Annotated in this window: 10 protein-coding genes; 3 read left to right on the top strand and 7 right to left on the bottom strand. The window is 62.7% G+C overall.

What is annotated here, in order from left to right; genetic code table 11:
• Positions 1-81 precede the first annotated feature (81 nt).
• Entirely contained in the window at positions 82-1,878 is a 1,797-nt protein-coding gene (gene argS, locus P6U25_RS17635) for an arginine--tRNA ligase (RefSeq protein WP_407152384.1), read from the bottom strand.
• Positions 1,879-1,888: 10 nt separating this feature from the next.
• Positions 1,889-3,097: a deoxyguanosinetriphosphate triphosphohydrolase gene (locus P6U25_RS17630; protein ID WP_407152383.1), complete on the bottom strand. Its 1,209-nt coding sequence runs from the start codon at positions 3,095-3,097 to the stop codon at positions 1,889-1,891.
• A 142-nt stretch (positions 3,098-3,239) separates the two neighbouring features.
• Here P6U25_RS17630 and erpA point away from each other — a divergent pair, with 142 nt between their 5' ends.
• Positions 3,240-3,569: an iron-sulfur cluster insertion protein ErpA gene (gene erpA / locus P6U25_RS17625; RefSeq protein WP_016846874.1), complete on the top strand. Its 330-nt coding sequence runs from the start codon at positions 3,240-3,242 to the stop codon at positions 3,567-3,569.
• Here the strand turns inward: erpA and P6U25_RS17620 are convergent.
• The 4 genes from P6U25_RS17620 to P6U25_RS17605 all read right to left on the bottom strand — a co-directional run bounded on the left by P6U25_RS17620 (position 3,566) and on the right by P6U25_RS17605 (position 11,536).
• Positions 3,566-6,208 carry a patatin-like phospholipase family protein gene (locus P6U25_RS17620; protein WP_407152382.1) on the bottom strand — a complete coding sequence of 881 codons (2,643 nt, stop codon included), beginning with the start codon at positions 6,206-6,208 and terminating at the stop codon, positions 3,566-3,568. The genes erpA and P6U25_RS17620 overlap by 4 nt on opposite strands.
• Before the next feature lie 34 nt (positions 6,209-6,242).
• Positions 6,243-7,073, bottom strand: a complete 831-nt coding sequence (locus P6U25_RS17615; RefSeq protein ID WP_407152381.1) for a hypothetical protein — start codon at positions 7,071-7,073, stop codon at positions 6,243-6,245.
• A gap of 200 nt (positions 7,074-7,273) precedes the next feature.
• Positions 7,274-10,402: an efflux RND transporter permease subunit gene (locus P6U25_RS17610; protein ID WP_407152380.1), complete on the bottom strand. Its 3,129-nt coding sequence runs from the start codon at positions 10,400-10,402 to the stop codon at positions 7,274-7,276.
• 3 nt (positions 10,403-10,405) lie between these two features.
• Positions 10,406-11,536 carry an efflux RND transporter periplasmic adaptor subunit gene (locus P6U25_RS17605; protein ID WP_407152379.1) on the bottom strand — a complete coding sequence of 377 codons (1,131 nt, stop codon included), beginning with the start codon at positions 11,534-11,536 and terminating at the stop codon, positions 10,406-10,408.
• Between the two features lie 250 nt (positions 11,537-11,786).
• Here P6U25_RS17605 and P6U25_RS17600 point away from each other — a divergent pair, with 250 nt between their 5' ends.
• Positions 11,787-12,212: a GNAT family N-acetyltransferase gene (locus P6U25_RS17600; RefSeq protein WP_407152378.1), complete on the top strand. Its 426-nt coding sequence runs from the start codon at positions 11,787-11,789 to the stop codon at positions 12,210-12,212.
• A gap of 126 nt (positions 12,213-12,338) precedes the next feature.
• A complete protein-coding gene (gene xth, locus P6U25_RS17595; RefSeq protein ID WP_407152377.1) occupies positions 12,339-13,136 on the top strand; it encodes an exodeoxyribonuclease III in 798 nt (265 codons plus the stop codon).
• An 18-nt stretch (positions 13,137-13,154) separates the two neighbouring features.
• On the opposite strand, the gene P6U25_RS17590 is transcribed toward xth, so the two are convergent.
• Positions 13,155-14,186, bottom strand: coding sequence for an L-idonate 5-dehydrogenase (locus tag P6U25_RS17590; protein ID WP_407152376.1), 1,032 nt, complete (start codon positions 14,184-14,186; stop codon positions 13,155-13,157).
• Positions 14,187-14,217: the final 31 nt, after the last annotated feature.

The raw sequence follows: 14,217 nt of genomic DNA, 5'->3' as shown, positions 1-14,217 counted from the left end.
GCCGGTACAGCCGGTCCGAACGAGTTGGTCCCTGCCTGATGCCCTCACAAATCCCCACTTGTGAGGGCCAAATGCCCCTGCCTACCGCATCTCGGTCGGAGCGTGGACGCCTAGAACAGCTAAGCCCGATGCCAGAACCGAGACGACGCCCTGAACCATTGCCAGTCGCGCCCTCGTGATTTGTGCATCATTATTGATAATGAAGCGTAAATAGGGCAAATCGCGCCCTTTGGTCCAGAGCGCATGAAATTCGCTGGCCAAATCATACAGATAAAAGGCGATCCGGTGGGGCTCATGGGCGATGGCCGCCGCCTCGATCATGCGCGGATAAAGCGCGAGCCGCTTTAGAAGATCAATCTCGGCCGGGTCGGTCAGCCGCTCGACAGCAGCATTTCGCAGGTAGATGAGCCGCGCCTCCTCGGCGTCGGGAAGATCAGGAACGGCCTCCTCCCGCGCATTGCGGAAGATCGAATGGCCGCGGGCGTGGCCGTACTGCACGTAGAAGACGGCATTGTCCTTCGACTGCTCGATCACCTTGGCGAGGTCGAAATCGAGCACCGCGTCATTCTTGCGGAACAGCATCATGAACCGGACAGCGTCAGAGCCGACCTCGTCGACCACCTCGCGCAGCGTGACGAACTCGCCGGAGCGTTTCGACATCTTCACCGGCTCGCCGTCACGCAACAGCTTCACGAGCTGCACGATCTTGACGTCGAGCGTCGCCTTGCCCGCCGTCACCGCCTTCACCGCCGCTTGCATGCGCTTGATATAGCCGCCGTGATCGGCGCCGAACACGTCGATCAGATTGGTGAAGCCGCGATCGAACTTGCTTTTGTGGTTGGCGATGTCGGAGGCAAAGTAGGTGTAGGAGCCGTCCGACTTGATCAGCGGGCGATCAACATCGTCGCCGTAAGCCGTGGCGCGGAACAGCGACTGCTCGCGGTCCTCATAGTCCTCGACCGGCTTGCCCTTCGGCGGCGGCAGGCGGCCCTCGTAAATGTCGCCCTTGGCGCGCAGGAAATCGATGGTCTCGGCGACCTTGTTGTTGCCGGACGTGATCAGCGAGCGCTCGGAGAAGAATACGTCGTGATGGATGTTGAGCGCGGCGAGATCACCCTTGATCATCTCCATCATCATCGCGATCGCCTTGTCGCGCACGATCGGCAGCCACTCGGCCTCGCTCATGCGCAGCAGCTTGTCGCCGTGCTCCTTGGCCAGCGCCTCGCCGACCGGCTTCAGATAGTCGCCCGGATAGAGCCCTTCCGGGATCGCGCCGATGTCCTCGCCGAGCGCCTCGCGATAGCGCAGGAAGGCCGAGCGCGCGAGCACGTCGACCTGGGCGCCGGCGTCGTTGATGTAATATTCGCGGCAGACGTCGAAACCCGCGAACTGCAGCAGGCTGCACAGCGCATCGCCGAACACGGCGCCGCGGCAATGGCCGACATGCATCGGCCCGGTCGGATTGGCCGAGACATATTCGACATTGACCTTCTCGGCTTTGCCGACGTCGCTCCGCCCATAGGTCGATCCGGCGGCGAGCACGGCGCGCAGCGCGTCGGCCCAGACCTGCGGCTTGAGTGTCAGATTGATGAAGCCGGGTCCGGCGACCTCGACCGAGGCCACCAGCGCATCCGCGCGCAGCCGCTCCGCGATCTTGTCGGCCAGCTCGCGCGGCTTGGCCTTGGCGTCCTTGGCGAGCACCATCGCGGCGTTGGTCGCCATGTCGCCGTGGCTGGCATCGCGCGGCGGCTCGACCACGACACGGGACACATCGACGCCGGCAGGCCAGTTGTCCTCGGCAGCAATAGCGCCACAGATCGCGTGCACGCGCGCCAGCACGTCGGCAAAAAGGTGTGATGAAGCGGTGGTGTCGGCCATGGCAGGCCGCCTAACGCAAATCCGGGGTCAAGTCAAAAAGCCTGTGGTGCTCGATCAGGGCGAAACGGTCGGTCATCCCGGCGATGAAATTGCCGATCCGCCTGCTGCGCGCGCCCTCAGTCTCCTGCTCTGTGCCCTCGATCCATTCCGGCGGCAGATCGCCCGGCGAGCGCCGGTAGCGCTCGTAAAGGTCCCGGACCACCTGTTCCGCATCCCCCATGATCTGCATCACCCGGGGATGGCGATACATCCGCCGGTACAGGAACGCCTTGATCGCCGCCTCCTCCTCGGCCACGTCAGGCGGGAACGCGATCAGCGGCGCGTGGTGATGGCGCGCGTCGTGGGCGGATTGCGGCCTGGCGGCAGCCAGGCGCCTGTTCGCCTCGGCCACGACAGCGCCGATGAAATGCGAGATCAGCTCGCGCACCAGTTCGGCGCCCCGCCTGACCTCATCGAGATCGGGATAGTGCCGGTCGATCTCGCCGATGATCTCGGCGGTCAAGGGCATCTCCTTGAGATCGTCGACGGCGAACAGCCCTGCCCGCAGCCCATCATCGATATCGTGCGCATCATAGGCGATGTCGTCGGCGAAAGATGCGACTTGCGCCTCGAGCGAGGCATAGCTCCACAGCTCCAGGTCGTAGGTCGCGTTGTAGTCGGCGATCCCGACCGGAATGCCGCTGTCGCGGTAGCGCCCGACCGGGGCGCCGCCGCGCTCGGTCAAGGGACCGTTGTGCTTCACGATGCCTTCCAGCGATTCCCAGGTCAGGTTCAACCCGCCGAACTCGGGATAGCGATGCTCCAGCGAGGTCACGACCCGCAGCGTCTGGGCGTTGTGATCGAAGCCGCCATGGGCCTTCAGGCATTCGTCAAGCGCCCGCTCGCCGGCATGGCCGAACGGCGGGTGGCCGAGGTCGTGTGCCAGCGCCAGCGTCTCGGTCAGGTCCTCGTCGAGCCCGAGCTGACGGGCAAGCGCCCGGGCGATCTGCGCCACCTCCAGTGAATGGGTGAGCCGGGTGCGGTAATGATCGCCCTCGTGGAAGACGAACACCTGGGTCTTGTGCTTGAGGCGGCGGAACGCGGTGGAATGAATCACCCGGTCGCAATCGCGGCGGAACGGGCTGCGGGTCCGGCTCGGTGGCTCCGTGACCAGCCGGCCCCGGCTGCGATCGGGGTCGCAGGCATAAGGCGCGCGGGGGGCAGCCATTCCGACCGACACGGTATTTTAGTCCTTATCCATTTGATTCCACGTCACGACGCACTTAACTATGCAGGGTGCGTAATACCAAGTGAATTGGGTATGATGCCGAGCGTGATCCGGAATCAGATCATGCTCAAATAGGGCTTCGGAGACCGACCAAATGACTGCTGCCATCACCGTCAGCGAACGGGCCGCCCGCCGGATCGGGCAGATCCTCAGCAAGGAAGGCGAAGGCGCCAAGCTGCGCATTTCGGTCGAGGGCGGCGGCTGCTCCGGCTTCCAGTATAAATTCGACGTCGAACGCACCCAGGCTGATGACGACCTCGTGATCGAGCGCGACAGTGCTGTGGTGCTAATCGATCCGGCCTCGGTCCCGTTCCTCGCGGGTTCGGAAGTCGACTTCGTCGACGACCTGATCGGTGCCTCGTTCCGCGTCGTCAACCCGAACGCCACCGCGTCCTGCGGCTGCGGCACCAGCTTCTCGATCTAGCTGTAGGACATTGCACCCGCGGTCCCGGACGCCGGCTGTCTTTGCCGCAAGCAATCTGGCTTCGCAATCGAAGTTCTGAGCTCGAGCGTTTCAATCATCAACTTGGCCGCATCATATCCGAGGTACCGATAGGCGTCGAACTGGTCTGCGTCAAAAAACTGATCGACGGTCGATTGGTGCGGAAACGTGGGATTTGCTGCGAGGTAGCCCGCCGTCGTGAAGTCGAGGTTCTTTATCAGCGTCGACTTCAAATAGATCAAGGTTCCGAACCGATCGTGACCATAGCGCAGCTTGCCGATCATGAACGGCTCGGCCGCGTAGCGCAGTCCGGCCGGGTACCCCTTCTGATCGTACATCATGAGCGATTCTGGGCCGCGGCCATCGACGAAAGTCAGCGTTACATTGAAATCCTGCTCGATCCGGCGAGCCGCTGACACCAGCGACGCCAAGCTGATCGTCGGGTCCGCCTCGCCGTCGACTATCAAGATCAGCGGTAGCTCCCGGCGCACCAGCTCATATAGCCCCAGATTTTCGAAATGCCCGCCGTCAGTCAACTCGATGAACCGGCTGTTCTTTGAGTGACGCGACGCAAGAACGCCCGAGATCAGTCCCGGGTAGAGGAATGTGGGGATCAAATTGAAACCGCTGAACCGTTCTCGTCGCGGATTCGGCACCCATAGGCCGAGCCTAATGTTGAGCAACGACATGACGGCGGCAACCAACGGATCCATCGTGATCCCTGTGCCAATATAGCCAGCGCTCGCTGTCGCTGCCGCGCCGGACGCGGCGACCGTCGAAGCGAGCGTGAGCGGCCCCTTCTCCTGGATGTAGGTTTTCGTTTCCTGCCACTCCGTGGCGGTACTTCCCACAAACAAAGGCGAAATGACGAAATTGTCGCCGCCGCGAATGGCGTACTTCTGGTCCTCATCATTGACCAGGATCACGTTGGTGTTGATGAGCGGATAAGGTACAGGCTGGACACCGCCGGTCCGGGTCTGCAAGGCAGATACAAGTAGATTGTCTGCCACCGGCGACGGCTCGCTCTTGTCGTCAGAGACCGCTTTATCGGTGGGCAAAAACGCCTCCATCAAGCGATCGCGATAGAAGCGGTGCAGGCCGACGTAGTTGATATTGGCATAGAGACCAAGCGTGAGGGCAACCAGAAACAGCCCCCAGAGCACGTAGGCAAGGAAGCGCCAGCCGACGATATTGTCGGTCCAGACAAGCGCGAGACAGTAACCGATGACGAGGGTCGCATAGAGATAGATCGTCGCGCCGAGAGTTGCGGCGATGCGGGCGGCTATACCGGGAGCGACGTTGCGGATGAATGTGTAGTATCCGTAGACAGCGGAGCCGATGCCGCTAAGCAAGCCGAAGACGCCTGCCGCGGTTAGCTTGCCAGCAGCATAATTGTCAGAGGCCAGATATGGGACGATCGGGACCAGTGCGATTGCAAGGCAACCGGTCATCGGAAGAAACGCACGGCCGAGCAACACTTCAAGCTTCCGCCGAAGCCAGTAGCTCGCATTCAACGATCGCTCAGTGTGCAGTTCGGCGAGGATGAGCCCGACGGAAATGGCAATTAGCAGAGCAGCAACGAAGGTCAACACCTTCAGGCTGCCGTCAAATGCTCCGAATTTCATGAGAGCCGTTATCAAAAATAACGCAGAAAGAAGCGACACCACTGAGAATACAGGGATTGTCCAGCGGCCGCTGTCGCTCTGCGGCGCGCGGCTGACAAAGGCGAACACGATGGCCGCCACCCAAAAGAAGGCAATAAATCCATAGACCGCCCACAAGGCCAGCGCGTAGACGACCCGGAAGAGGAATGCACCATCCTCGTCAGTCCTCGCCTCTGTCCATCTGGAGGGGACCAGTTCGTGCAGAGGTGACCACAGCCCAAAATCGTGAGCCCAGTTCTCAAGGAGATAGCCATCGATCTCGTGAAGCAATGCGAATATGCCTGCAAGTAGCGGAATCCAGATAAACAGGCTGATCACGATGGTGCGGGCGAGAACCGCCGCCATCGACCAACTTGTCAGGCCATTGCCCGGAATAAGGTAGGCGCTGTGTGAGCGCAGGAAATCCAGATTGGCGCGTCCCCGCTTTTTCGTAGCTCCCTCCTTCTCTGTCGGCAGACGCGCTGGACCGTACGGAAAATCGTCAGGACCAAGTCCAAACGACGTTTGCGTATTCCTGGTACCATCGGCACGGTCGCCCCGCTGCCACCACCATTGCAATGCTCCGGCAAGATAGCCACCGCCCGACACGCTCGAGATGTAATCAAAGCGCCGCAACAAATCCGCTTCGGCGAGGGCCTGCAAGACGCCCAGTGAAAGCGAGGCCGAGCGTATGCCTCCTCCCGAAAGGCCGAGCCCGGCCCATGGCGCCGTCGTCGCATCTGGTCCCAATCTATCTGCGCGCGACTTCTCGATCTCGCAGCGCTCCCGCCTGAGATACTCGCTTTCTCCGACAACCTTTGGCGGCCGGCAAAGGGCACGCTCCTGCTCCTGCCGGATGCGGTCCTGTCGACGTTCCTCGTCCGCCTCGCGTTCGCGCGCCGCCATCCGGCTGGTCTCGGCGCGCAACCTTTCGGATTCCCCTATTCGCAACGCCTCATTGTCCACGGACGGGTCCATCACGTTTCCTTCGACCGACGCCCAGCAACAGGCTCTAGCGCGAAAGCGTCCAGTTTTTTTCGTCGGAGCGATCGTAATAGAGGCCGTTGGCCTTCAGGCCATCGAGGTCATTGATGCGCAGAAATCCTGCACGGGCCGGAACGGTGAGACTGAAGACGACACAAGTCGGAAGCCCCCTTCGCACTCGGTATGACTGCATCTCGACACGTTGTTCCGACAGCGAATCCGAAGAGCCCGCCAATGCCTGTCTCGGCGCAATGAAGCTAAAGGCTTGAAACGAAACCTCACCGTTCACGACCCGGGGATCAAACGAGAACTGCGCCCGGTTCGACCGTCCGGTGCGCGGATCGCCGTCCATTGAGTTGGTCTTCGTGCAACGACCTCTCCGACCTTCATGATTGTAGTGGAAGTCATCCAGAATCGCCTGCTCGTGCACGCGACGACCATAGTCGTGATAATCGTCGTACGATTTGGAGGGCACCTTCGCTGTCTTCGAAAGTGGAACGGGGGCGCACCCCGACGGATCGCTCTCCGTGGTGTCACGAACGAGGTCAACGCTGCGATTGGCAGGGAGAGCCGGCTCATCCAGTTGCCGAACACGGGCCGACTTCATCACGGCAACCCCGCCACGCCCCTGATCGATCTTCTCCTGGATCACGTAGGCAAAGGTGACTTTCCGGTTCGCTAGTGTTGCAAGGTCGTTCATCTCGACCCACCCAGACCCGGTCTGAAGTTGGTAGAACAACTGGCCGTCCTGCAGCTTGAACGGATCGATCTTGAGAAATGAGCAATCAGCCGCGACAGAAATGGTAGCGACACAGGTCAACAATGCCGAGAGGGAATAGCTCGCAATTCGTACGCTCATAATATGCCCTCCTCGCTGCCCTCGGGCCGCGCAGAGCCAAACGGCCGGGCGCCTCTGCCTATCGGTAAAGTCTATCAATAAGTAAAATCAAAACTCGTCAAAATCGTCAGGCACAACTACTACACCTGAAGATTGCGACGTTCAACTGATTTGTTCGCATCCCGCGTGTCAATCGTCGAAGCCTGCATATACCAACGCCGCTACTCCGCCGCGACCACTTGCGGTCGCTCGACGTCGCCGCCAGCATCAAGCTGCGGATCGAGCTTGCGGCGCAGCCTGCGGTCGATGCGATCGAGATAGATGTAGATCACCGGCGTGATGAACAGCGTCAGCAACTGCGAGACGCAGAGACCACCCACCACGGCAACACCGAGCGGCTGACGCAGCTCGGCGCCGGCGCCAGCGCCAAGCGCGATCGGCAGCGTGCCGAAGATCGCCGCGAACGTCGTCATCATGATGGGACGGAAGCGCAGCAGCGCCGCCTCGCGGATCGCGTGCTCGGCGCTGAGTCCGACGCGGCGGCGCTCCAGCGCGAAGTCGACCATCATGATCGCGTTCTTCTTGACGATGCCGACCAGCATCACGATGCCGATCATCGCGATCACCGACAGCTCCATCCCGAACATCATCAGCGTCAGGATCGCGCCGATGCCGGCCGACGGCAGGCCCGAGATGATGGTGATCGGATGGATGAAACTCTCGTAGAGGATACCGAGGATCACGAAAGCCGCGAACACGGCGGCGAGGATGAGCACCCCCTGCCCGCGCAGCGAATCCTGGAACACCTGCGCGGTGCCGGAGAAGCCAGTCGCGATCGTCGGCGGCAGGTTCGCGCTCCGCTCGAGCTCGGTGATCTTGTCGACCGCGTGGCCGAGCGAATAGCCCGGCGCGAGGTTGAAGGAGATCGTCACCGCCGGCTGCTGGCCCTGGTGGTTGATCTGCAGCGGTCCAACCGTCGGCACGAGCCTGGCGACGGCATCGAGCGGAATGGTCTGGCCATTCGCTGTCTTCATGTAGAGTTTTGAAAGGTCGGACGGGTCGACGCGGAATTGCGGCTGCGCTTCCAGGATGATCTGGTAGTCGTTCGATGGCATGTAGATGGTGCCGATCTGCCGCGAGCCGTAGGCATTGTAAAGCTGGTTGCGGACCTGGTCGACAGTGACGCCGTAAACCGCAGCCTTCTCGCGGTCGATATCGACCGTCATCTGCGGGTTCTTGATGTAGAGATCGGTGGTGACGTCGAGCAGGCCCGGGATCTTCTCGATCTTGTCGCGCATCTCGGGCGCCAGCCGGTACAGGGACTCGGTATCGCCGCTCTGCATCACATACTGATATTGGCTCTTCGAGACCCGGCCGCCGATATTGAGGTTCTGCACACTCTGAAAGAACGCCTGCATGCCCGGGATCTCGCGGGCCTTCTGCCTGAGACGGCCGATCACCACGGTGGCGTTGTCACGCGTCTTCTGGTCCTTGAGCGCGATGAACAGCCGGCCGTAGTTGGTGGTCGGATTGGGACCGCCGGAGCCGACGGTGGAATTGATGTAGTCGACCGCCGGATCGGTGCGCAGCACCTCAACCAGCGCCTGCTGGCGGACCTTCATCGCCTCGAACGAAGTGTCAGTCGCGGCCTCCGTCACGCCGATCAGGAAGCCGGTATCCTCCTGCGGGAAGAAGCCTTTCGGCACGATCATGTAGAGATAGATGGTGCCGCCAAGGGTAGCGAGCGTCACGGCCAGCATCAGCGCCTTCTTCGCCAGCACCCAGTCCAGCGCCCATTCATAGGCGCGCAGCCAGGCCTCGAACATCGCCTCGAAGGCCCGCAGCACGATGTTCGGCCGCTTGCTTGAGTCATGGGCGCGCAGCACGCGTGCGCACAGCATCGGCGTCAGCGTCAGCGACACGAAGCCGGAGACGATGATCGCGACCGAGATCGTGACCGCGAATTCGCGGAACACGCGGCCGACGATGCCGCCCATCAGCAGCACCGGAATGAACACGGCGATCAGCGAGAATGTGATCGAGATGATCGTGAAGCCGATCTCGCGCGCGCCCTTCAACGCCGCCTCGAACGGCTTCGTGCCGTGCTCGATATGGCGGACGATGTTCTCCAGCATGACGATGGCGTCGTCGACCACGAAGCCGACCGAGAGCGTCAGCGCCAGCAGCGTCATGTTGTTGATGGAGTAATCCAGCGCATACATCGCCGCGCAGGTGCCGAACAGCGAGATCGGCACCGCCAGCGCCGGGATGAAGGTCGCGGACGCCGAGCGCAGGAACAGGAAGATCACCAGGATCACCAGGGCGATCGCGATCAGCAGCGTCTCTTCGACATCGTTGACCGCCTGCCGGATCGAGACCGAGCGATCCATCATCACCTGCATGGTCACCGAGGGCGGAATCGCGGCACGCAGCGACGGCAGCTTGGCGAGAACGGCATCGACCACGGCAACCGTATTGGCATCCGGCTGCTTCTGGATGGCGAGCACGATCGCCCGCTCGTCGTTCAGCCAGGTCGCGATCTTGTCGTTCTCGACGCTGTCATAGACCTTGGCGATTTCGTCGAGCCGCACCGGCGAGCCGTTGCGCCAGGCTACATAGATCTGGCGATAGTCGGCAGCCTTGTCCATCTGGCCGGAGGCCTGCAAGGCGACGTCCTGCTTTGGGCCGTTCAGCGTTCCGACCGGGGTCGAGGAGTTGGCGCGCGAGACCGCCGCGCGGATGTCCTCCATCGAGACGCCACGGGCGGCGGCGGCCTCCGGATCGGCCTGAACGCGGATCGCGAATTTCTGTGCGCCATAGATCAACACCTGCGCCACGCCCGGAAGCTGCGACAGCGCCTGCCCGATGGTGATGTCGCCATATTCGTTGACAGCCGACAGCGGCAGCGTCGCCGAGCCCAGCGAGATGAACAGCACTGGGAAATCAGCCGGGTTCACCTTTCGGAAGCTCGGCGGAATGATCATTTCGATCGGCAGCCGGCGCTGGGCGATTGTGAGCGCGGTCTGCACGTCGAGCGCAGCGGCGTCGATGTTGCGGTTGAGATCGAACTGGATGGTGATGACGCTCGTGCCCTGCGACGAGCTCGACGACATCGAGGAGATGCCAGAGATGGTCGAGAGCTGGCGCTCGATGATGCCGGCCACCGAGGCGGCCATGGTATCGGCGCTCGCGCCCGGTAGTGTCGCGGTCACGGCGATGGTCGGAAAATCCACCTTGGGCAGCGCCGACACCGGCAGCAGGCGGAAGCCGAACACGCCGAACGCGATGATCGAGGCGGTGATCAGCGTCGTCATCACCGGCCGGCGGATGCAGAGCTCGGAGAGCGTCATCGGTCAGGCCCCGGCCTTGCGCGCTCGCGGCTCGACCCGCGAGCCGTCCGACAGCAGGAGCTGGCCGTCGACAACGACACTTTCACCGCCCGACAATCCCTCCGATATCACCGAGCTGCCCTGGAACGTGCGGTCGACCTTGACCGGCCGAACGCGGGCGATGCCGTCCTTGGCGACAAAGACGAAGTTGCCGTTCTGGCTGCGCTGGACCGCGACCGTCGGCACCACGACCGCGTCCTCGCTGCGGATGATCAGCTTGGTCTGCACAATGGTGCCCGGCCAAAGCGTCTCGTTCTCGTTGGCCATGATGCCGCGCACGGTGACCATGCCGGTGGTCGCATCGACGGTGTTCTCGACCATGGCGACCTTGCCCTGTTCCGAGCGTCGGTGGCCCGGAATGGTCGCAACGACTTTCGGATCGCCCTTCCCCATCGCGTCGCGCAGGTCGACCAGGGCGCGCTGGGGCACCGCGAAGGTGACATAGACCGGCGCCATCTGGTTGATAGTGGCGAGCGGCTGGGTGTCGGCCGGGCGGACGAAGTTTCCGACCTTGACGTTGGCGGCGCTGATCCGGCCCGAGAACGGCGCGCGGATGAGTGTATAGCTTTTCTGGACGCGGAGGTTGTCGAGGGCGGATTGATCGGCCTTGATGGTGCCGATCAGAACGTCGGACTGGGTCTTGGCATTGTCGAGGTTGACCTGCGTGGTCGCGCCCTTGCCGACGAGCTCGGTGTAGCGGCGGAGGTCGCGCTGCGCGCCCTCGAGCTGGGCCCGGTCCCTGGCCAGAACGCCCTCGGCCTGCTCGATCTGCGCGTCAATCTGCCGCGCGTCGAGGATGAACAAGAGATCGCCCTCGTTGACCCTGGCGCCATCCTCAAAATGAACCGAGACGATGGTGGTCTCCAGCCGGGACTTCAGCGCCACACTGGAGATCGGCGAAACCGTTCCGATCGCGTCGACATCGACCGGAACCGATCGACGTTCCGCACTGGCAAGATCGACGGAAACGATGCGCGGACGCTGAATGCCCTGTACCGTCGACCCGCCACCCGTCCAGGAAGAGCGGGTGATATACGCTGTTCCGGCCGCAATGCCGAGAACGGCAACGATCAGAAGCAGATTACGCTTTTTCATCGTCTTGCACGCACCCGCCCCGTCCCAGAAGAAACCGAACGGTTCGCAGCTCCCCGACGGCAATTGTTTCGCCTTGTTTCTGGAGGGTTAGCACAGGCGGCCGGCGCATGGTATGCCACCTAAGTGAAATAGTGCCGCTTCGATCCGGGACTTCGCATCCGCACCGCCGGACATTCGGGAGAGGCACACCGCAAGGCGGGTCTTCGAGCGCATCATTTTTCCCCTTCATCAGCATTCAACCTGCAGCCTCATGTCCACCTCCGTCCTCGTCTGCACCTGGGAAGAAGCTCGCGAGCGCGCCCGCGTCATCCGCTACAACGTCTTTGTCGACGAGCAGAGCGTGCCGGTGGAATTGGAATGGGACGACATGGACGCGTCGAGCTGGCACGCGCTGGCATTTGCCGAGGATGGCACGCCCGTCGCCACGGGGCGGCTGCTGCCCGACGGCCATATCGGCCGCATGGCCGTGCTGAAAGCGGCGCGCGGCGCAGGCTTCGGCGCCCGCGTGCTGGACGCGCTGATAGCCAAGGCGATCGAACTGGGCCATCCCCAACTGATCCTCAACGCGCAGACGCATGCGGAGCCGTTCTACGCGCGCGTCGGATTTGCGCGGGTCGGCGAGGAGTTCGAGGAGGCCGGCATCCCGCACATCGAGATGCGAAAGCGTTTGGTCTGAGCAAACGCTTGTCGATGAACGCGCGCGCCCCTCAATGACGTGTTGTGAACCCCTCCACTTTGGGGGTATCGCTCAGGTACGGGCTGACCGCGAACGCGGGACGTCTCATACAACGAAGGACTTCGGATGGCGGTTCGCATAGCGACCTGGAACGTCAATTCGATCCGGCAACGGATCGAACCTCTCATGAGCTGGCTGAAGGAGTGCTCTCCGGACATCGTCTGCCTGCAGGAGATCAAGTGCGTCGATGACGCCTTTCCCCGGCTCGAAATCGAGTCGCTCGGCTACAACGTCGTCACGCACGGCCAGAAGACCTTCAACGGTGTTGCGCTGCTGTCGAAATTACCATTCGACGAGACCAAGTCGGGGTTGGCTGGTGACGACGAGGACGCCCATGCGCGCTTCCTCGAGGGGGTGGTCACCTTGAAGCAGGGCGTGGTTCGGATCGCCTGCCTTTATCTGCCCAACGGCAACCCGCCGAACACCGAAAAATATCCTTACAAACTCAAATGGATGTCCCGGCTTCTTGAGTATTCAAAGGAGCGCCTTAAGGCCGAGGAACCGCTGATCCTGGCTGGCGACTTCAACGTCATTCCGGCGACGCGGGACGTTTACAATCCGGCTGCCTGGGTCGATGACGCCCTGTTCCGCCCTCAGACCCGCGAAGCCTTCCAGTCACTGCTCGGGCTCGGACTGACCGACGCCCTGCGCGCGGTCAACGACGAGCCGGGCCAATACACGTTCTGGGATTACCAGGCCGGGGCTTGGCAGAAGAACTGGGGTCTCCGGATCGATCACCTGCTGATGTCGCCGCAAGCCAGCGACCGGCTGATCGACGTCGGCATCGACAGCTATGTCCGCGCCTGGGAGAAACCGTCCGACCATGTCCCGGTCTGGGCCGATCTGGATTTCGAGACGGCGTGACCTGCCCGACGCGCTGGGCTAGAACGTCAACTGCACCTTCATCGAGCGCGAGCGGTCGCTGGCGAGTTCGAAAGCGTCAACGGCGGATTCGAACGGCACCGAGGCCGACAGCAGCGGCTTCAGGTCGACCAACCCCTCGCCCATCAACCGCAGCGCCAGCTCGAACTCGGGATCGAAGCGGAAGGTGCCACGAAGCTGCAGCTCCTTGGCAACGAGGGTGTTGATCGGCAGCGTCATCTCGCCGCCGAGCCCGACCTGCACGATGACGGCTCCGGGCCGCAGCAGATCGAGCGCCGGCCGCAGCGCGGCCTGACTGCCCGAAGCCTCGAACAGCACGTCGAGCTGGCCCTTGCCGGCCTTGTAGGGGTCGAGCGCGGCGGCATCCGTCGCGCTGTTGATTGCCCGCGTCGCGCCGAGCCTGCGCGCGATCGAAAGCGGCGCCTCGGCAATGTCGGTGGCGACGATCTCGGCCGCGCCACCATAGCGGGCAACCACCACCATCAGCGCCCCGATCGGCCCGCAACCCGTGACCAGCACCCGCTTGCCGAGCAGGCTGCCGGCCTGGCGTCCGGCATGAAGGCAGACGGCAAATGGCTCGGCCATTGCCGCCTCGGCGAACGATAGGCGATCGGCAATCGGGATCGCCTGCGATGCGTCGACCGTCATGAATTCGCGAAAGCCGCCCTGTACATGGGGAAAGCGCATCGCGCTGCCGAGGAAGCGCATGTCGGTGCACTGGTTGCGCATGCCCTCGCGGCAGTAGGAACACTGACCGCAGGGCAGGCTCGGATTGACGGCCACCCGCATCCCCGGGCGCAGATGGGACACACCCGCGCCGACCTCGGCGATCGTTCCGGAAATCTCGTGGCCCAGCGCCATCGGTTCTCGGATTCGCACCGTGCCGAAGCCGCCGTCATGGTAGTAGTGCAGATCCGAACCACAGATGCCGCCGGCCGCGATCTTGACCCGCACCTGGTGCGGCGCCGGCGCCGGATCCTCGAAACTTTCGACCCGCAAATCGTGGGGAGCGTGGATGACGACGGCGCGCATGGGTTCACTCTCTCTGTTGGTAACCGATTGG

Origin of the sequence: Bradyrhizobium sp. ORS 86 (assembly GCF_045571475.1) — a bacterium.
GTDB lineage: Bacteria > Pseudomonadota > Alphaproteobacteria > Rhizobiales > Xanthobacteraceae > Bradyrhizobium.
The sequence above is the reverse complement of the archived record's forward strand: the minus strand, read 5'-3'. Positions and strand labels throughout refer to the sequence as shown.